At 70.7% G+C, this 19539-nt stretch carries 16 protein-coding genes; 5 read left to right on the plus strand and 11 right to left on the minus strand.

Annotated features, from left to right (window positions below; genetic code table 11):
• Window positions 1-261 precede the first annotated feature (261 nt).
• Together IO20_RS0129600 and IO20_RS0129610 are read left to right on the plus strand one after the other, a co-directional pair.
• The gene (locus IO20_RS0129600; protein WP_030555376.1) at window positions 262-492 is read left to right on the plus strand and encodes a hypothetical protein; all 231 of its coding nucleotides are present in this window, start codon (window positions 262-264) and stop codon (window positions 490-492) included.
• A gap of 249 nt (window positions 493-741) precedes the next feature.
• On the plus strand, window positions 742-1647 hold the full coding sequence (locus IO20_RS0129610; RefSeq protein WP_030555377.1) for a Bax inhibitor-1/YccA family protein: 906 nt from the start codon (window positions 742-744) through the stop codon (window positions 1645-1647).
• An 87-nt stretch (window positions 1648-1734) separates the two neighbouring features.
• On the opposite strand, the gene IO20_RS0129615 is transcribed toward IO20_RS0129610, so the two are convergent.
• Entirely contained in the window at window positions 1735-2292 is a 558-nt protein-coding gene (locus IO20_RS0129615) for a TetR/AcrR family transcriptional regulator (protein WP_030555378.1), read from the minus strand.
• Between the two features lie 104 nt (window positions 2293-2396).
• Here IO20_RS0129615 and IO20_RS0129620 point away from each other — a divergent pair, with 104 nt between their 5' ends.
• Window positions 2397-3269 (plus strand): alpha/beta fold hydrolase, encoded by an 873-nt coding sequence (locus IO20_RS0129620; protein WP_030555380.1) that lies wholly within the window; start codon window positions 2397-2399, stop codon window positions 3267-3269.
• 23 nt (window positions 3270-3292) lie between these two features.
• Here the strand turns inward: IO20_RS0129620 and IO20_RS0129625 are convergent, their stop codons facing one another.
• Window positions 3293-3523: a DUF4287 domain-containing protein gene (locus tag IO20_RS0129625; protein ID WP_030210711.1), complete on the minus strand. Its 231-nt coding sequence runs from the start codon at window positions 3521-3523 to the stop codon at window positions 3293-3295.
• Between the two features lie 111 nt (window positions 3524-3634).
• Between IO20_RS0129625 and IO20_RS0129630 the strand changes: the two genes are divergently transcribed.
• Window positions 3635-3964 (plus strand): hypothetical protein, encoded by a 330-nt coding sequence (locus IO20_RS0129630; RefSeq protein ID WP_030555382.1) that lies wholly within the window; start codon window positions 3635-3637, stop codon window positions 3962-3964.
• 97 nt (window positions 3965-4061) lie between these two features.
• On the opposite strand, the gene IO20_RS0129635 is transcribed toward IO20_RS0129630, so the two are convergent.
• From IO20_RS0129635 to IO20_RS0129645, 3 genes are all read right to left on the minus strand, one after another.
• A complete protein-coding gene (locus IO20_RS0129635; protein WP_211270441.1) occupies window positions 4062-4904 on the minus strand; it encodes a hypothetical protein in 843 nt (280 codons plus the stop codon).
• A gap of 262 nt (window positions 4905-5166) precedes the next feature.
• A complete protein-coding gene (locus tag IO20_RS0129640) occupies window positions 5167-6387 on the minus strand; it encodes an acetyl-CoA C-acetyltransferase (protein WP_030555386.1) in 1221 nt (406 codons plus the stop codon).
• Window positions 6388-6513: 126 nt separating this feature from the next.
• Complete coding sequence (locus tag IO20_RS0129645) at window positions 6514-7647, minus strand: SGNH/GDSL hydrolase family protein (protein WP_169749555.1); 1134 nt, start codon at window positions 7645-7647, stop codon at window positions 6514-6516.
• A gap of 103 nt (window positions 7648-7750) precedes the next feature.
• On the opposite strand from IO20_RS0129645, the gene IO20_RS0129650 reads away from it, so the two are divergent.
• Window positions 7751-9139 carry a cystathionine beta-synthase gene (locus IO20_RS0129650; protein ID WP_030555389.1) on the plus strand — a complete coding sequence of 463 codons (1389 nt, stop codon included), beginning with the start codon at window positions 7751-7753 and terminating at the stop codon, window positions 9137-9139.
• Between the two features lie 325 nt (window positions 9140-9464).
• Here IO20_RS0129650 and IO20_RS0129655 read toward each other — a convergent pair whose 3' ends face one another.
• The 6 genes from IO20_RS0129655 to IO20_RS0129680 form a co-directional block, all read right to left on the minus strand.
• Complete coding sequence (locus tag IO20_RS0129655) at window positions 9465-10187, minus strand: hypothetical protein (RefSeq protein WP_030555391.1); 723 nt, start codon at window positions 10185-10187, stop codon at window positions 9465-9467.
• A complete protein-coding gene (locus tag IO20_RS0129660) occupies window positions 10187-13231 on the minus strand; it encodes a transglycosylase SLT domain-containing protein (RefSeq protein ID WP_030555393.1) in 3045 nt (1014 codons plus the stop codon). Before IO20_RS0129660 ends, IO20_RS0129655 begins: the two co-directional genes overlap by 1 nt.
• A 5-nt stretch (window positions 13232-13236) precedes the next feature.
• Window positions 13237-13728, minus strand: coding sequence for a DUF2690 domain-containing protein (locus tag IO20_RS0129665; protein WP_157850822.1), 492 nt, complete (start codon window positions 13726-13728; stop codon window positions 13237-13239).
• Between the two features lie 59 nt (window positions 13729-13787).
• Window positions 13788-14324, minus strand: a complete 537-nt coding sequence (locus IO20_RS40440; protein WP_051874832.1) for an AMIN-like domain-containing (lipo)protein — start codon at window positions 14322-14324, stop codon at window positions 13788-13790.
• 215 nt (window positions 14325-14539) lie between these two features.
• Window positions 14540-14710 carry a hypothetical protein gene (locus tag IO20_RS40445; protein ID WP_157850823.1) on the minus strand — a complete coding sequence of 57 codons (171 nt, stop codon included), beginning with the start codon at window positions 14708-14710 and terminating at the stop codon, window positions 14540-14542.
• Between the two features lie 64 nt (window positions 14711-14774).
• Entirely contained in the window at window positions 14775-19253 is a 4479-nt protein-coding gene (locus IO20_RS0129680) for a golvesin C-terminal-like domain-containing protein (RefSeq protein WP_157850824.1), read from the minus strand.
• Window positions 19254-19539 lie beyond the last annotated feature (286 nt).

Below are 19539 nucleotides of genomic sequence, written 5' to 3' on the forward strand. Positions count from 1 at the left end.
CGAGCAAATGACCCGCGAGACGCCCATCCCAGCATGAGGCCGCTCAACGCGCGGCGGCCGCACCGCGATCAAGATCACGATCTACAGCTGGAGTATTAAACCTCGCTGGCCTTCGGGCCGTACCGGTTCGAGTCCGGTTCCGGGCACCACCCGGGCCCCAGGCGAGAGCCTGCGGCCCGGCGGAAGCCGTTCGGTCGGTTCCGCGGGCGGTCGAGCGGTCAGGTGTCGAGCTCCTTGGAGAGCGGGGCGGAGCCGGGAGCGGTGGCTGTCGGTCGCCGAGCCGTCGATCTCCTCACCGTCGATCTCCTCGCCGTCGATCTCGCGCGTGGCGCCGCCGCCGATCAGTCCGTACGTGCGGGCCGCATCGGCCGGCCGTCGTACTGGTTCAGCCGCTCGCTCTCCGCCCCTGCCGCGGGTGCGGCGCCGTTTCGGGGGAAGAAGACCCGGGACCGGTGGTCCCTCCGCTCCGTCCCCGTCTTCGCCAGGGCATAGCGGACGGCCCGGGCTCCCCGCCCGGTGCCACCGACGGCCGGCGGACCGCCGCCCACGGCCTCCGCGACGGCTCTCCTCGGATGGGGGTGGTTCCCGCCAGGGGGAGCGTCGTGGAGCGGTGGGCTCCGGTGTGGGTGAAGATCGAAATCTTCCGGGAAAAGATCCTCCCCGAGCACTAGAGAGTTTCTTTTGCCTACGCATTACTCTTGACGAGAGGCCGCGCACATGCGGCCGCCATGGAGGAGTGAGATGAGGAGCAGCAACCCGGTCTTCTCGCGACGGGGGTTCAGCCGCGACAACGGCACCGCGGGCTTCAACGGCCAGCAGCCGCAGGCCGGGGGCCCCGCCGTAGGAACCGCCAACCCGTACGCCACCGGCAACCCGTACGCCGAGGGCGCGACGAACCCGTACGCGACCAACCCGTACGCCCCGCAGGACACGCAGCTGGGCGCGCCCCAGCAGGCCCGCGGCAACGTGATGACGATCGACGACGTCGTGAGCCGTACGGCCATGACGCTCGGCACGGTCGTGCTCACCGCCACGCTGTCCTGGTTCCTGCTGCCGGTCGACCCGGCCAACCTGGGCAAGTCCTACGGCATCGCCATCGGCGCCGCCCTGGTCGCCCTCGTGCTGGCGCTCGTGCAGTCCTTCAAGCGCAAGGCCTCGCCCGCGCTGATCCTGGGCTACGCGGCCTTCGAGGGTGTCTTCCTCGGAGTGATCTCGGCCGCCGTCTCGACGTACATCGCCGACGGCGTGGTCATCCAGGCGGTCCTGGGCACGATGGCGGTCTTCGCCGGCGTCCTGATCGCCTACAAGCTCGGCTGGATCCGCGTCAACCGACGCTTCTACGGCTTCGTGATGGCCGCCGCGATGGGCTTCATGCTCCTCATGGTCGCCAACCTGCTGTTCTCCGTCTTCGCGGGCGGCGACGGCCTCGGCTTCCGCAGCGGCGGTCTCGGCATCGTCTTCGGTGTCGTCGGCGTCATCCTCGGCGCCTGCTTCCTCGCCCTCGACTTCAAGCAGGTCGAGGACGGCGTGACCTACGGCGCGCCGCGCGAGGAGGCCTGGCTGGCCGCCTTCGGTCTCACCATGACGCTGGTGTGGATCTACCTGGAGATGCTGCGTCTGCTGTCGATCCTGCAGGGCGACGACTGACGCGTCACCGCGTGAAGGAAGGGCCCGTCCGGCTTCGTGCCGGGCGGGCCCTTCCGCGTGTCCGGCCCTGATCCGCCGGGCAGGCCCCTACCGCGCCGCGTCGAGCAGGACCGCGGCCGCCGCCTTCGCCTGCGCGGCCGGCTCGGCGGAGCCGGTGATGCCCGCGACGGCCATGGCGCCGTTGGCGAGCAGGGCCAGCTGGTCGGCGAGGACGGGCGGGGCGCCGAGGGCGTCCGTCTGCTCGGCGAAGTAGGCCCGCAGGGCCTCCTTGTGGTCGCGGGCGACGGCGGCCACCGACGGGGTGACGCCGCCGAGCTCCCCGAAGGTGTTGATGAAGGCGCAGCCCCGGAACCCGGGCTCCGCGAACCAGCCGGCCAGCCAGTCGAAGACCGCGAGCGCCCGCTCGCGCGGCCCGTCGGCGGTCCGGGCGCCGTGCGCGGTGAGGGCGGCCCGCACGGTCTCGTCGCGGCGCCGCAGGACGGCCTCCACGAGCAGGTCCTTGGACGGGAAGACCTGGTAGAGCCGCTTGAGCGAGACCCCCGACGCGGTGCGGATGGCGTCCATGCCGACGGCCTGCACCCCCCGCTCGTCGAAGAGCCGCTCCGCGGTGTCGAGCACCTTCAGCGCGGCGGATTCCGCGTCCATCGTCCGATCACCCCTTGCATGGAGAACCCTCGTTCTCGTAGCCTACAGGGCACCGGGAGAACGATCGTTCTCCCGGTCCGAACGGGATGAAACGGGGAACCCTCATGTCCGCCTTCGCCCAGCGCGCGCACACCGTCACCATCGACGGCCTCGACGTCTTCTACCGGGAGGCCGGCGACCCGGCGAACCCCACCCTCCTGCTGCTGCACGGCTTCCCGTCCAGCTCGCACATGTACCGGGGGCTCATCGCCGAGCTCGCCGACTCCTACCACCTGATCGCACCCGACCACATCGGCTTCGGCGCCTCCGCCGCACCGGCCGTCGAGGACTTCCCGTACAGCTTCGAGAAGCTCACGGAGATCACGCTCGGACTGCTCGACCGGCTCGGCGTGGAGCGGTCCGCCCTGTACATCCAGGACTACGGCGCCCCCATCGGCCTCCGCATCGCCTCCCGGCAGCCCGAGCGGGTCACCGCGATCGTCAGCCAGAGCGGCAACGCCTACCTGGAGGGCTTCACGCCCTTCTGGGACGTGCTCTTCGCCCACGCCCGGGACCGCGAGGCCAACGAGGCGGCCGTACGGGAGCTGCTGACCGCCGACGCCACCCGCTGGCAGTACACCCACGGCGTGCCCGCCGACCGGCTCGACCGGATCGCCCCCGAGGCCTGGACCCTGGACCAGGCCGGCCTCGACCGGCCCGGCAACAAGGAGGTCCAGCTCCAGCTCTTCTGGGACTACCAGTTCAACCTGGACGGCTACCCGGCCTTCCAGGAGTACTTCCGCACCCACCGGCCGCCGCTGCTCGCGGCCTGGGGGCGCGGTGACGAGATCTTCGGGCCCGCCGGTGCCGAGGCCTTCGCCCGCGACCTGCCGGACGCCGAGATCCACCTCCTGGACGCCGGGCACTTCGCCCTGGAGACGCACGGCGAGGAGATCGCCGGACTCGTCAGGGACTTCCTCGGCCGGCACGTGAAGTGAGCCGCCGGGCGGGCCCGGGCCGCTCAGAGCAGTCTGCGCGCCGCCCGCCGCAGGTCGTACTCGTGCAGGATCGCCTTCGCGTGACCGTACGTCAGGTCGTGGGCCCCGCGGAGCCAGTTCACCCGCTCCTCGAAGCGGAGGAGGGACGGGCCCTCCTCGACGGTGCGCATCCAGTCGGCGATCTCACGACCGGTGCGGCGCGGGATCCGGGCCAGCATGTTGCGGTGGGTCTCTTCGGAGAATGTGTGGGACATCGGCGCCTCCGGACGCGTCGTACCGTGTGCTGCTCCTCGTACTCCTCCCGCCACCGTGCCCAAGGCGCGGGCCGTTGGCAAGGGGCCGGGGACGGCGCGTAGGGTCACAGGGTGCGCGATACGAGTGAACTGACCGCCGCCGTCGAGCGCTTCGCCGACCGGCTGCGGGCCGCCCCGCAGAGCCGCCTCCAGCGTGGCGCGGCGGCCGAGGGGCTGGGCCTTGCCCGTGAGCTCGCGGTCCGCGCGCAGCGCGCCGAGGACCCGGAGCGGGAGCCGGTGGTCATGCCGGACGCCGGGGTCTTCACCGTGGCGGACCAGCTGGTCGTCGCCGGGAACGATCTGGCCGAAATCCTGCGAACGGCCCCCTCGGATTCCCACGGAGGGGAACTGAGCGAGGCCGTGAGGCTGGTACGTGAGGCGACGGAGCGCTCGGGTCTCTAGCCGCGCGTCGTCGGTCGCCTCTCGGGCGTCTGCCAGGCGTCTGTCGGTCGCCTGGCGGGACGGGGGTGCGTCGCCGCCCCGTCGGGGCAGCCGGGGGCTACAGGGAGGCGATGACGCGGTCCGCCAGGATGTAGACGTTCTCCTCGTCGGACTCGCCGTACGAGAAGGTGAGGGCGAAGGCGCCCGAGACGCCCGAGCCGCCGAGCAGCACCGGCGTACGACCGGCGCGCAGGGCCTCCGCGAGGCGCTCCGCGGTCTCGCGGTGCCCCGGGGTCATGCAGAGCGTCGTGCCGTCCGCGAAGACGTACACGTCGAGCGTGCCGAGCGGGCCCGGGCGCACGTCGGTCAGCTCCGTGCGGGTGTCCGCCAGCTCCTCCAGGCGGGCCACCGTCCGCTCGTGGTCGGTCACGACGGGCGTCTGCACCGGCACGAAGTCCGGGTGCGAGGGGTGCCGGCGGCGGGCCGCCGCCAGCTCCGCCGAGTCCTCCGGGTACTCGTCGAGGGCGTCGAACGATTCGAGGGCGTCGAGCGGGTCGGGGCCGTCGAGCGACACCGCCTCCGCCTCCATGGCCTCCAGGGCCATCGCCTCAAGGCCCACGAAGTCGGCCTGGCGGGGCACGAAGAAGGTGCCGTCGTCGGCCGGACCGCCGAGGCCGCCGAGCAGGGAGGGGGCGTCGGCCGCGTCCCTGGCCTCCTGCGCGGCCCAGAAGGCCCGCGCCTCGGCGAGCTCGCGCTCGCGCTCCTCGGCCAGCGCCTCCGCGACCGCGGCCCGTATCTCGGCGGCGGGCGTGGCGCGGGCTGCGGGAACGGTGACGCCGTGGCCGGCCGCCAGTTCGTTCCGCAGGGCGGTGACCTGCTTGCGGAGACCGTGGACGGCGTGCAGGGCGGCAGCGCCCACGGCCGTGGCGGCGGCCGTGGTCAGCAGCAGGGCAAGAGGCATGGTGCTCACTGACGAACTCCCGATTCCGAGTCGATCCCCCGACTTCCTACATCAGCTTGTCCTGAGCCGGGGCCCGCTGTCAGTGCATTACGTCACGAATTGGACAGGTATTTCTGCCAGGTGTTTAGTCCCAAAACGGCGCTGACCTGCGAAAACAAACTCCCCCGGGATGTAGGTCACATCCTGGGGGAGATTCGGTCACGGCTCGGACGCGGGACGGTTGACGCCGGGGGCGTCAGGAGAGACGCCCGATCGGCTCAGCTCAGCTCAGGCGCTCGATGACCATGGCCATGCCCTGGCCGCCGCCCACGCACATGGTCTCCAGGCCGAACTGCTTGTCGTGGAACTGGAGGCTGTTGATCAGGGTGCCGGTGATGCGGGCGCCCGTCATGCCGAAGGGGTGGCCGACGGCGATGGCGCCACCGTTGACGTTCACCTTGTCCAGGTCGAGGCCCAGGTCCTGGTAGGACGGGATGACCTGGGCGGCGAAGGCCTCGTTGATCTCGGCGAGGTCGATGTCGCCGATGGTCAGGCCGGCGCGCTGGAGGGCCTGCTTCGACGCCTCGACCGGGCCGAGGCCCATGATCTCGGGGGAGAGGCCGGAGACGCCGGTGGAGACGATCCGGGCCAGCGGGGTCAGGCCCAGCTCGCGGGCCTTGGTGTCCGACATGATGACGAGCGCGGCGGCGCCGTCGTTCAGCGGGCAGCAGTTCGCGGCGGTGACCAGCCCGTCGGGGCGGAACACCGGCTTCAGGCCCTGGACGCCCTCCAGGGTGACGCCGGCGCGCGGGCCGTCGTCCGTGGAGACGACGGTGCCGTCCGGGAGGGTCACCGGGGTGATCTCGCGCTCCCAGAAGCCGTTCTTGATGGCCTGCTCGGCGAGGTTCTGCGAGCGGACGCCGAACTCGTCCATCTCCTGGCGGCTGATGCCCTTCCAGCGGGCCAGGTTCTCGGCGGTCTGGCCCATCGCGATGTACGCGTCCGGGACGATGCCGTCCTCGCGCGGGTCGTGCCAGGTGGAGCCCTCGGAGGCGGCGACCTCCGCGGTGCGGGCCTCGGCCTCGGCGAAGAACGGGTTGTGCGTGTCGGGCAGCGAGTCCGAGTTGCCCTTCACGAAGCGGGACACCATCTCGACACCGGCCGAGATGAAGACGTCGCCCTCGCCCGCCTTGATCGCGTGCAGCGCCATCCGGGAGGTCTGCAGCGAGGAGGAGCAGTAGCGGGTGACCGTGCAGCCCGGCAGGTGGTCCATGCCCATCTGCACGGCGACGATCCGGCCGAGGTTGTTGCCCTGTTCGCCGCCGGGCAGACCGCAGCCCAGCATCAGGTCGTCGATGTCGCGCGGGTCGAGCTCCGGCACCTTCGCCAGGGCGGCCTGGACGATGGTCGCGGTGAGGTCGTCCGGCCGCAGGTCCTTGAGGGAGCCCTTGAAGGCCCGGCCGATGGGCGAACGGGCGGTCGAGACGATCACGGCTTCGGGCATCACGGCTCCATGAGGGTGCGGAGTGGGCGGACTGAAAGGGAAGTTACCCGTACGTACCGCAGGGGTCACCGCTCTGACAGTGTGACGCGGGCCTCTTTTCTAAGCGAGCGCTCAGTCAGAGCCCGCTCAATTATGACCCCCGGAAGCCGAACCCGACCCGGAGGTGGAGCCCGAACCCGCCCCCGACGCGGATCCCGACGCGGATCCCGAGGCCTCCGCGCCCGACTCCGCGCCCGTCGCCGGCCCCGTCTCCCCGTCCGTCCCCGACCCCTCACCGGCCCTCGTCTCGGCCTCCGCCGGCATCGGCAGCCGCCGGCGCCGCCGGTGCTTCAGGAGGGCCCACGGCGCCCGCGCGCCCGTCACCTCCGTGCCCGCCTCCCTCGCCGCCTCGGCCGCCGCCTTCGCGACCGGCAGCATGTTCTCCCTGCGGGCCGGTTCCAGACGGTCGGTCTCCGGCCATACGCCGAGCGCCGCGCACAGCGTCGGAAGGACGGCCATCGCCGCCGTCGCGTACCCCTCGGCCGAGGGGTGGAAGTTGTCCACCCCGAACATCTCGCGCGGGTTCGCCGCGAACTCGGGGCCGAGCAGGTCGCCGAGCGACACCGTCCGCCCGCCCTGCTCCACCACCACGATCGTCTGCGCCGCCGCGAGCTGCCGGGAGGCCCGCCGGGCCAGCCAGCGCAGCGGCTGGTACACCGGCTCGATCGTCCCCAGGTCCGGGCAGGTCCCGACCACCACCTCGGCGCCGGCCGTCCGCAGCCGCCGTACCGCCGACGCCAGGAGCCGTACCGACTCGGTCGGCGGCGTCCGGTGCGTCACGTCGTTCGCCCCGATCATGATCACGCACACGTCCGGCGGCCCCAGGGGCTGGGTCAGCAGCAGCGACACCTGGCGCTCCAGGTCGTCCGAGCGCGCCCCGGACAGCGCCACGTTCCGCAGCACCACCGGTCGCTCGGCGACCGCCGCGAGCCCCGAGGCGAGCAGCGCGCCCGGCGTCTGACCCGAGCGGCGCACGCCCTGACCGGCCGCCGTGGAATCACCCAGAAGGGCCAGTCGCAGCGGGTCGTCCGTACCGAACGCCCGGCCGTACAGACCGTCGGCGCCGGGCGGCAGCGGCGCCGCCCCGCCGCCCACCGTCCGCTTCGCGAGCTGCATCTCCGCCAGCAGGACGCCCACGGACGCCACACCGAGCAGCCCGATGCTCCCGCCGCCGTACGCCGCACCCGCCGCGATCCGCCGCGCCACCCTCGCCCTCGACATGGGGCCGTCACCTCCTTCAAGCCGTTCAGGGTCTAACTGCCCCGTAACCCGCTCCGACTACGCATACGCTGACCACACCATTACGGAGACCCCGGAGATTACGGTGCAATTCCACGACTCGATGATCAGCCTCGTCGGCAACACCCCGCTGGTGAAGCTCAACAACGTCACAGCGGGCATTCAGGCGACCGTCCTGGCCAAGGTCGAGTACTTCAACCCCGGAGGCTCGGTCAAGGACCGGATCGCCGTGCGGATGATCGAGGCGGCCGAGCAGAGCGGCGAGCTGAAGCCCGGCGGAACCATCGTCGAGCCCACGTCCGGCAACACCGGCGTCGGCCTGGCGATCGTGGCCCAGCAGAAGGGCTACAAGTGCATCTTCGTCTGCCCCGACAAGGTGTCCCTCGACAAGATCAACGTGCTGCGGGCGTACGGCGCCGACGTCGTCGTCTGCCCGACCGCGGTCGACCCGGAGCACCCGGACTCGTACTACAACGTCTCGGACCGGCTCGTCCGTGAGACGCCCGGTGCCTGGAAGCCCGACCAGTACTCCAACCCGAACAACCCGCGCTCCCACTACGAGACCACCGGTCCCGAGCTCTGGGAGCAGACGGACGGGAAGATCACCCACTTCGTCGCGGGTGTCGGCACCGGCGGCACCATCTCCGGCACCGGCAACTACCTCAAGGAGGCCAGCGGCGGCTCCGTGAAGGTCATCGGCGCCGACCCGGAGGGCTCCGTCTACTCCGGCGGTTCGGGCCGCCCGTACCTCGTCGAGGGCGTCGGCGAGGACTTCTGGCCCACCGCCTACGACCGGAACGTCACGGACCGGATCGTCGCGGTGTCCGACAAGGACTCGTTCCAGATGACCCGCCGCCTCGCCAAGGAGGAGGGCCTCCTCGTCGGCGGCTCCTGCGGCATGGCCGTCGTCGCCGCCCTGGAGGTCGCCAGGGAGCTCGGCCCCGACGACGTCGTCGTCGTCCTGCTGCCGGACTCCGGCCGCGGCTACATGTCCAAGATCTTCAGTGACGAGTGGATGGCCGGACACGGCTTCCTGGAGGACACCTCCACCGCCACCGTCGCCGACGTCCTGCGGCACAAGGAGGGCGTCATGCCCTCGCTCGTCCACATGCACCCGGACGAGACCGTCGGCCAGGCCATCGAGGTGCTGCGCGAGTACGGCGTCTCCCAGATGCCCATCGTGAAGCCCGGCGCCGGCCACCCCGACGTGATGGCCGCCGAGGTCGTCGGCTCGGTCGTCGAGCGCGAGCTGCTCGACGCCCTCTTCACCCAGCGGGCCTCCCTGCAGGACCCGCTGGAGCGCCACATGAGCGCGCCGCTGCCGCAGGTCGGCTCCGGCGAGCCCGTGGCCGACCTGATGTCGGTCCTCGGTGAGTCCTCCGACGCGGCGATCGTCCTGGTCGAGGGCAAGCCGACCGGCGTCGTGAGCCGTCAGGACCTGCTGGCCTTCCTGGCCAACGGCGGCACGAAGTAGGTAAGCCGCGGGTAAGAAGCCGGTAAGGCGCAGGTGCGCAGCAGTTCGCACAACTGGTACGAGGGCGACACGTACGCGCAGCACCGGCTTAACACGCGTCCGGCACATTGGTGGTTGTCGGCGTCACGGACTAACGGAGCGGCTCCCGGGCCTCCTGCGACGCCACGGACGCGGAGACCGGCCCTGACCCGGGCCCGTGTCCCTCGCGGGGACCGCCGTCGTCCCGCCCCCCGGTAACGGGGGTGCGGCGGTCCCCGCGCAATCGCCTGACACGCCAACGGGCCCCCCGCTCACGCGAGGGGCCCGTTGGCGTGCGGTCCGGCCGTCAGGAGTTCTCGGCGACGCCGCCGCCCGAGACCCTGAGGGTGTACGCGCCGTCCGGGTTCTTCGCCTGGCCGGCGCGGCTCAGGAAGGCGTACGCCCCGTCGGACACGTACAGGGCGCTGCTCGCGGGCCGCATCCCCTTCTCCCGCGCGTACACGGCGTCGACCTGACGGCGTGCCGTCTTCAGCCAGGCGACGGCGCGCCCGCGGTCCCAGCCCGGGATGCCGGTTGCCGCGCAGTCCTCAAGGAACTCCGCGGCCTTCTCGCGGCCGACGTCCACCAGGCAGGTGAACGAGACGATGTCTCCCTGTTCCGTCGGGACGCCGGCGATGGCGAGTTCCGGTCCTTCGGTCGCCTTCCCGGAGAAGTGCCAGACCTTCCGGTCCCCCGGGGCCTCGATGAGCTTCTGCTCGCCGAGGGGGACCTCCCACCGGGACGCGAGACCGCTCAGGAAACTGTCGACGCGGTATCCGGGGGCGATGACCTTGCTGGCGCCCAGACGGGGCGTCTGGCCGGCCGGTACGGCCTTGTCCGGCCACTGGGAGGCCGACGGGGGCTCGGTGGCCGTAAGCCGGGGGGCTTCCGACCGCGGGGCGGGCGGATCGTACGTCCCCGGGTAGACCCCGGTGTCCGGCGGTGGCTTCTGCGTGCAGCCGGCGAGGACGGCGACGGCCGCGAGGGCGACCGTCGCCGTGACCCGGCGCCGCGAGAGCGCGCTGCCCATCAGTGTCCGAAGGCGCAGTTGCCCGCGTCCGGGATGGTGGTCGGGACGAAGGCGACGGCGTCGAAGGCCACGTTGGCGTCTCCGGTGCCGGCGTCGTGGAGGTTGTCCGCCTCGACGCGTCCGCCCTTCCAGAACCTCATGGTGCCCAGCTTGAACCAGGTGTCCTTGCCGGCGCTGCGGGTGCCCTGGTTGACCCGGCAGGTGTCCGGCTTGAGGCCCTCGGCGTTGGGGCCGGGGATGACGGTGTAGCGGACGATCGCCTCGGCCCCGTGGTTGGGGAGGTGGATCCAGACGTTGTACCGCTTGCCGATGTCGTTCGCGGCCGGCAGCGACTTCGGGTTGAGCGCCCAGCGGCCCGTCACCTTGTGGAAGAAGTCGCTCTCCGGGTAGCTGTGCGTGAAGAAGACGTGGCCGTTGTAGCCGGCGCCCAGCTGGTGGAGGTCGATCTGCGCGATCGACGGGGTCGCGCGGAAGGAGCCGTCGGGACGGAGGTAGTTGATGTTGTCGCCGAGCTGGAGGGTGAACTTGCCGTCGGCGGCTCCCTCGAAGTCCCCGCAGTCGTAGACGTCCTCACGCTCGTTGAGGTCGTCCACGATGATCGCGCTCGTATTGCCGTTGGGCTTGGTCATGCACGGGCCCGAAGGGTACTTGGCGATCAGCGCCGGTTCGGCCGAGCCCGGCGCGTAGGTGAGGTCCTCGCGCGAGGAGTTGTCGGGGCTCTGGTCGCTGATCCAGGAGACGCTGCCGAACCACCGGCAGGTGTCGTTGAACGCCGGGCACGGGTCCGCGGTGTTCGGGGTGCAGTTGTTCACCGACGGGGAGCAGAACCGGTACGGGTCCGGCGGCAGGTTCAGCTTGTGGAGGTCGAGGACGCCCGGCCAGTCCGGCGTCTCGTACGACTCCTCCCAGTTCCACGTCTTGTGCGGGGTCTCCGCCCAGCCGAGGACCTTCTCCTGGTACGGCCAGTCCCCCGGGTGGGAGGCGTCGTCGTACGTCATCCGCAGGAACGGGGTGCGGTCCGGCGGGTAGTTCGGGTTCGCCGGGTTGTTGAAGTAGCCGAGGCCGCGCGGCGCGTTCGGGTCGGTGTAGACGCCGCTGTTGTAGCCCCAGAGCGCCATGTACCAGTTCTCGAGGTACTGGGGGTCGCCGTTGTTGACGTTCATCCCCAGCGCCTTCAGCTGGTTCCACTTCTCGGCGAGGATCTGCATGCCGGCCGCGATGTTCGTCGCGTAGTCGGTGGCGATGGCGCCGGCCCGCGTGGTGTCGAACTTCGGGACGTCGTACTCCCGCATGCCGGAGGTGACCTGGGCGATGCCGTAGCCGCAGTCGGACTTGCTGCGGTTCGGGTAGTAGTGGATGGACGCCTCGTTACCGAACCAGTCGGCCTGGAGGACGTTGCCCGCGGCGCCGTTCATGGAGTGCCAGGAGGCCTGCTTGAAGTTGGACTCCTGGGCCAGGATGCCGAGGACGATCTGGGCGGGGATGTCCCCGCCGCCGGTCAGGTTCGGCTTGGGGAAGAGACCCTGCGGGCTGTACGCGGGCAGGCCCGTGTCGTGCCAGTTCGCCGGGCGCTGCAGCGTCAGGTTGCCGTGCACGGCCTGGTTGACCGCCCACTCCACCATGTTGGCGCTCGGCTGGAGCGCCTGCCGCTTGGGGTTGTTGCGCTTGACGAGACAGGGGATCTGGTGAGCCAGGACGTCCGGGAAGACCTGGACGCCGGAACCGGAGAGGCACTGGGACTCGGTGAGTCCCTCGCCGCAGTTGCGCGGGTCGATGTCGTCCCGGGGCCCGGTGTTCGCGACGAACGCCGCCGGGTCCATGGCGGGGGAGCCCCCGGCCTTCGCCGGCCGGACCCGCTCGACGTCGGTGTCGAAGGCGACGGTCGCCTTCGTGCCCGTACGGACGGCGGTCGCCTGGATGCGGACCAGGCCCGCGGCCTTGCCGTCGGCGGAGGCGGCGCCGGGCTTGGAGCCCTCCGGCACCGTGACGCCCTTCAGCTCGTCCGAGACCACCGAGGTGGTGACGAGGTGGCCCTCGCGCGAGACGCCCATGGGCTGTCCCTTGAAGGGCTGGGTCTTCAGGCCGGGGGCGCCGGACGCGTCGACGCCGTCCACGTCGCCCACGGCGAGCGAGCCGCCCTTGCGCGGGAACAGCTTGAGCTTGCCGAGTTCGCCCGAACCGAGTGTGGTGAGCTTCCCGCCGTGCCAGCGGCTGATGACGCTCTTCCGCTCGTTCACGAGGCCCAGGTCGAGGGCGCCGTCGGCGGAGGCGGTCAGCGCGAATACCGGTCCGGGCAGCTTCGTCTGCTTCTGCGTCTTGAGGGTCTTCCCGTTGCCGGTCAGCCGCACCAGGTCGTTGCCGAGGACGCCGTAGTCGCCGCGGCTGGTCGGGAGCAGGTGCGTGAGCCGGCCGGCCGCCTTCCGGTCGGAGACGATCCTGCCGGTCGCCGCGTCGGCCTCGAAGACCGTCGTGTGGCCGGCGTCCGTGTCCGTGGCCGTGCTGGAGGAGAACAGCACCCGGTCGTCCTCGCCGCAGCCCGGCGAGAAGTAGGCGAGCTGGACGCCCTGGGCGACCTCCGTGACCTTGCCGTCGCTGAGCCGGACGACGGCGGCGAACGCGCTCCGGTAGGCGGCGCCGGGCTTGTTGACCCACATCGTCGGCATGTAGACGGCCGCCGCGTACCTGCCGGAGCCGGTGGTGCAGACGTATCCGGTCCAGGGACCGGCGTCCATGTCCTTGCGCCGCAGGGAGGCGACCTCGCGGAAGGTGAACCCGTCCCGTTCCGAGGCCGTCATGATGTGGAAGCCGTCCGAGTCGCCGGTACCGCTGACCATCAGGTCGCCGGAGGTCTCGTAGCCGGCGCCGAGCGCCTTCTCCGCGGCGGGGAAGAGCGTGCTCGACGTGGCGTCGGCGGCTTCGGCGGGGGCGTTCTGGGCCACCAGCGGGACCAGGGCGACCGAGGAGGCCAGGAGGGTCGTCACGAGCGCCTGGGTGACGATCCGCTGCCGCGGGGTGCGGGTGCTCGTGGGGGTGCGCTTCAGCATGTTTCTCACATCCAGTCCGTGCAGCCACCGCTGACGAGCGGCATGGGGATCACGTGGCCGCCCTCTTCGTAGACCAGCGGTTCGGGGTCCCAGCCGTGGTTCTGGATGTTCCAGCAGGCCTTGTTGGTGGCCTTCCAGTTGCCCATCGGCGAGTAGCCGGTGGGGGACGTCTGGGAGAGCGCGGTGACGGCGTACGCCGTCTCGTTGCCGCCCAGTGTCGGGGTGTGCCACAGCGTCCCGTACACGGTGTCCGGGTAGGTCGGGTCGATCGTCACCTTGGCCCAGGTGGCCTGGCACATCCACGACCAGACCAGCTTCACCTCGATGTCGTTGTCGATGTTGAGCTGGTCCAGGACCTCGGCATCGTCGTCACAGCCCATGGCGTACGGGTCCTCGCCCGTACAGGTCGACCGGAAGCAGCCGGCGGTCGCACCGGCCGACGCCGTGGGCGCCGTCATCAGCTGGGCCAGGCACAGGAGCGCCACTGCGGCTCCCACCTGTCTCCATCGTCCTGCGTACACAGATGGTTCCTCTGTCTTCTCGAAGGGGGCTGGGATCAGCGGTACAGGTCGAAGACCACGCGGTTCGGCGCGGTCAGGTTGAACGTGGCCTGGCGCGAAGAGGTGTTGAGGGTGAGGCCGAAGGTGAGGCGGCCCTCGAACTCGCCCAGGAACTCGATGCCCTTGAGGACAGGGAGGTTCAGCTGCTGGAGGTAGGGGCCCGGGTAGGTGAGGGCGCCGTTGTCGTCGTACATGTGCGCGCCGGACAGCGTGACGATCAGGTACGAAGTGCCGCGGATCTGCAGGGGCTCCGGCTTGCCCATCGGGCCCGTGTAGGTGCCGTCCGGGCTCACGTACGAGCTCACGGTGGGCAGGCCGTCCGCGGTGAAGTCGAAGACCAGGCGGTCGCGGTCCGGGTGGGTCGCCGCCCGCGTGCCCAGGAGGCAGGCGTCGGAGCAGACGAAGGCCGCCGCCGACGCGGTGGCCGCGGTCTCGGGCGCCGCGGTGGCCGCAGGGACCGCGAGGGCAGAGAGGAGGGCGGCCGCGGCGAGCGACGTGGCGATGCGGGCGGAGGTGCTTCGGGAGAGACGCATGATGTCTGATTCCTTCGGGGGAAATGCGGTCGGTAGCGCCAAAACCGCTGCTCATGGGCGCATTTGAGAGTGAGAGCGGGCCGAAAACGCGACGGGGCGCAGCCTAGATCGTGTACCTGACATGGAGTCCAGAGGTTTTCGCACAAGAGTCCGAAACTCTTCGCTCCGCGGCCGGTGATCATGTGCTCGGCGGTACCCCTGCCGGGGGCTCGTGTTCACCCGGCGGCGAGGAGGGCGCCGATGAGGAGGGCCGGCGGCAGGAGGACGAGCCCGGCCGCCATGGTCCAGCCCATCCGGGGAGAGGTCTTCGCGCCGACCAGGGCGCAGAACGCGCCCATGAGCACGACGTAGAGGACCACGGGGGCCCAAATGATTCCGGCTCCCATCTCGCCCTCCTTTCCTGGTGGTTCGGGCGGCCGTCACGTGACGGCCGCCCGGTTGCGGGACGCGCTACGGAGTCAGGTTGTCGATGAAGCCCTTGTCGGGTTCGTCGCAGTGCACGACTCCAACCGGTCGCTTGTCCGGACCTTCGCCGATGAACGGAACGGGCGCGTCGACGATCCAGGGATTGCCGCCGCTGCCGCGCTCGATCACGTCGCACTTGCCGTACGGGTGGCCGTTGATCGCGTTGATCCCCGGGATGTTGGAGAAGTTCCGCCAGTCACCCCGCTTGATCGGACCGTTCGACGGGCGGCCGAGGTTGTCGGTCATCCGGCCGTCGACGTACAGGTAGAGGTCGGGCATGTAGCTCTGGTAGACGATGCCGTTGGCCGGGATCGCGTCGCGGTTGTCCGCCAGGTGCGTCGGCTTGATGCTGCCGTCGGCGCAGAACGCGGCCGCGATGTCCTGCCAGATCGGCGGGGCGTTGCCGATCAGGCTGCCGTAGGTGTTCACGGAGCCCGAGTTCTTGAAGAACATCGAGTAGACGTCTCCGGCGAAGTCCCTGATGCCCTGGTTCGTTTCGAGGTGGGCGTTGACCTTGTCCACCCACGCCTTGACGTTGTCGTTGATGTACCTGTTGGCGATCATCGGCCGGTAGCCGTGTACGCCGCCGCCCACCGCGCGGAAGTCCACGCAGGTGTTGTCGGCGTTCAGGCGCCCGCTCCGCAGGTGCGGGAAGAAGGACTGCCCCGGGGTGTCGCCGTCCGTGTACGGATGCGAGCTCAGGGTCTGGCCGTACTCCAGGGCGTCGTACGTCGTGTAGTCGATGTACGGCTTCGGGATCCCGTAGTCCGCCTCGATCGCCTTCATCAGGTCGGTGACGAAGTGCGGCAGGTGGGCGTTTCCGATGCGGGCGCGGTAGCCCGTCGACTCGCTGCCGGCGACGATCTTCCCGGTGCTGTTGTCGACGATGAAGCTGACGTCCACCTCGCTCTTGATCTTGTAGCTGTCGTCGCCCTGGAGGGCGACGTCGGCGGAGAGCGCCGGGTCGGGCCGCTGGTTGGACATGGCCATCCACACTGGGATGGACATCGCGGGAGCCGAGCCGTCGGCCCGGGGCGTGTGCCCGCCCGCCTTCACGTCCTCGTACCACCGATGGGCGGCGTCGTAGGTCTGCTGACCGCTGCACTCGCCCACCGGGGTCGCAGAGGGGCAGCGCGCCCGCCAGGTGATGCCGTACTTGTCGGCCTCGGGGTTGTCCCAGCGCGGCCCCCTGTAGGAGAGCCCGATGGCCCAGTTGTAGAGCGTGGTCATCGTGCGCAGCGGGGTGTCGAGCTCCGCGGGCATGCTGGAGTCGAGGCTCTGGTTCGGGTCGAAGATCGCCGCGGCGGTCAGGTTGCGCTCGACGTACCGGCCGTTGATCGGCTCGACCGCGACGGCGTCGAACGCGATGTCCTGGTCGCCCGTCCCGTCCGGGGTGATCGTGGACAGCGACACTTTGGGCTTGCCGTTGAACAGGTACCCGCCGATGGAGACCCAGCGGTTGGACGTGCCCTTCTGGGCGACGACCCGCGTCCTGGGTCCCTTGGCGGTGTGCACCGTGTACGTGGCGTACTTGGTCTGCGCCCCGTGGTCGGGCAGATGCACCCACACCCTGGCCGGCCCGTTGACGTCCTCGTTCAACGTCCAGGTCCCGGTCATCTTCAGACGCTGGCCCTTGATGTCGTCCTTGCGGGTGTGGCCGAAGTAGAAGTGTCCGCCGAAGCCCGCGCCGAGCTGGTGGAGGTCGACCTTGGCGGGCCACTTCCGGTAGCAGAGTGAGCAGTCGGTCTCACCGTCGCCGAAGTCGAGGGAGAAGGTGCCCTTGTTGGTCCACCCGCTGTTGTCGCAGCCGGCTCTGACAACGGGCGTGCCGCCGGGCAGGTCGTCGATGACGCGAGCGCCGACGGGGAGCCCTGTGGTGGTGCAGGCGGGCGGGTAGGCGGTGCCGTCCGGCTCCTCGGCCCAGGTGACGGGGAAGCGGGTGAAGTCGTTGCCGCAGGAGAAGTCGCAGTCGGTCTTCCACTGGACGGGCTGGTTCCACCAGCACTTGAAGTCGGTACGGGTGCACGGCCCGGTGAAGGCCGAGTTACTGGCGCCGTCGCTGATCTTCGCCGGGTCGCAGCTGTTGGCCGTGGTGCAGAACAGGCCCTCCGGCGGCTTGACCTTGGCGCGGTTCTGCATCGCCGAGCCGGTGATGGTGGCGTCGCCCGCCGTGCCGTTCCACCAGGCCGCCCGGAAGGCGGGCACCATCGTGTTCGGTGACTCGAGGAAGGCGGGCGGGTGGGCGGCGAAGCCGAGGACCTTCTCCTGGTAGGGCCAGTCCTGGGGGTGGGCCGCGTCGGCGGCGTCCTCGTTGCCGAGGGGGTCTTCCATGAAGGGGGAGCGGCCGGCGTCCCATTCGGGGTTGGCGGGGTTGTTGGCCCAGCCGACGCCCCAGGGCTGCCCGGTGCCGAGGTTCTCGTAGAAGCCGGAGTTGTAGGACCAGAGGGCGAAGGCCCAGTTCTCGAGCTTGGCGGGGTTGCCGTTGTTGACCTTCAGGCCGGCCCGGCGGGTGGTGTTCCACTTGTCGGCGAGGATCTGCAGGCCGGCGGCGACGTTGGCCGTGTAGTCGAGGGCGACCGCACGCTGCTTCTGGTAGTCCCAGGCGGCACCGCCCTTGCCGTCCTCGCGGCCGGCGAGGCGCATGTGGTCGGTCACCTGGGTGATGCCGTAGCCGCAGTCGGCGTCGGCCCAGTTGATGTTCCAGTCGTTCTGGGTGTCGCCGTCGTACAGGTCGATGCCGTAGTAGTTGCCGATCAGCGGGTTCGCGGTGACCCCGGGGACGGCGACGCGGGACGCCTGCCACATGTTGGACTCCTGCGCGGTGATGCCGAGCATCACCTGCGCGGGTATCGCGCCACCGCCTTCGAGGACGGGCGCGGGGAAGAGGGTCTGCGGCTGGTACGCCGGCATCCCGAGGTTCTTCCAGTTCGCGGGCCGGCTGATGTGGTTGTTCAGAGCGCCGCGGATCGCCATGTCGACGGCCCATTCCACTTGGCGCGGCTTGGGCTGCATGGCCTGGTTGCGCGGGTCGTTGCGCGGGACCGAGCACACCCGCTCCGACTCCACGACCTCGTCGCGGCTGCCGATGGCGGCGAGTGACCGGTTCTCCCCGGTGACTCCCTTTGGTCCGCTCTTCGAGGAGTGTGCCGTGGCGGAGCCCGTATCGCTCCCCGCGGGGGCCGCGAGCGCCGGCGAACGGTCGGCACCCTCGGCGATGCGGGCGCCGACCCGCCCGCCCGGCGTCACGGTGAAGGCGGCCGTCTGCCCGCTTTCCAGGGCGGTCAGCTTCACCGACACCGGACGGACCGCGGTGGGATCGTCGGAGCGTATGAGCTGCCCCTGGCCGTCGGCCCAGCCGGTCTCGGTGAGCGCGGCCTCGCCGAGCGTCGACACCAGGGTGGTACGCGGGGTGCGGCCCAGGGACCGGACCGTTCTCGGCAGCCGGCTGCCGAGAACAGGCTTGGCCGAGCCGGTGAGGAAGACCGTGCCGGCGGCACTACGGGTGAGACCGGTGTCGGTCAGCGGCCCCTCGGCGAGCAGCGCGGCCTTGGTGCGCCGGGCGTCGGGAGCGGAGATCTCGGTTGCCGAGATCCGCTTTGCCCGTGCCTTCGCACCGCCGGCGGGAGCTTTGCCCAGCGCCTTGTCGAGGAAGACGACGCCGCCGTCGGCGTCGGGGGTCAGCCGGTACGGGGTGCCGTCGGTCCGCACCAGGGGCGTCTTGCCGCCCCGGGAATCGATCCGGACGATACGGGCCCCCGTCGCACCGACGATCGAGCCGTCCTTGACCGGTACGGAGGAGGTGATCTGGCCCGAGGTCTCGATCGCCTTCGACAGGCGCCCCGTGGCCGCGTCCAGTGTGAACAGGCGCGTGGCCGCCTTGTCCTCGCCGCCGGACTGCGTGAGCACGGCCTTCTCGTCGACGCCGCAGCCGGGGTTGTAGTGCGAGAGGGACGCCTGCAGGTTCAGCTTCGTGACCGCACCGGTGGCCAGATCGACCACTGCGGTGAAGGCGCCCCGGGCCATGAGCTTCGGCTCGTTCGTGAACGTCCGGGGGGCGTAGACCACCACTGCGCGCTTGCCCGACCCGGTCACGCACGCGTTGCCGATCCACGCGTCGGCGTCGAAGCCCGGCTCGGACAGCGTGGCGGTCGTCTGCCAGGTGTATCCGTCCTTCTCGCGTGCGGTGAGCAGGTGGAATCCCCGAGCGTCGCCGCTGGTCGTCCATGCAAGGTCGCCGGACCGACGGTAGTCCGACCCCAGCACGGCCGCCCGCCGGTCGGCCGGTACGGAGTCAGGGCGGTTCGGCTCGGCCCTCGGTGCGGGGCGCTGCGCGGGGGGTCCGGCGGACGCGTCCGCGACCGGCGGGCCCTCGTCTGCCCAGGCGTACGCCGGTACCAGGCCTCCCAGCACGGCACCCGCGGCCAGCGCGGCCAGCGGGGCCCGCGCTCTTCTGCGTGATCTCAACACAGCTCCTTCATGAGGGTCTTGGTCCGCGCCGAAGTGCGCGAACAGGTCCCCAGGGCGCGAAGGCGCGGCGCTGCGCTCGGGCACGGCGTCCGTAGGGACGGCGTTCGCCGCCACGAATTGGCCGCGAGAGAACCGATGGTGAACTCGGTGATGCAGGGCGCCCCCAAGCCCCGCGTCCGACGGTGATCACACGCCGGACGGGACAGAACGTACGAGGCATTCGAGGGAACAGGCCAGAGCCGGAGAGCGGAATATGTCAGGTCGGCACGGTTCGGGTCGGCAA

The sequence above is a fragment of the Streptomyces exfoliatus genome (assembly GCF_000725545.1).
GTDB lineage: Bacteria > Actinomycetota > Actinomycetes > Streptomycetales > Streptomycetaceae > Streptomyces > Streptomyces exfoliatus.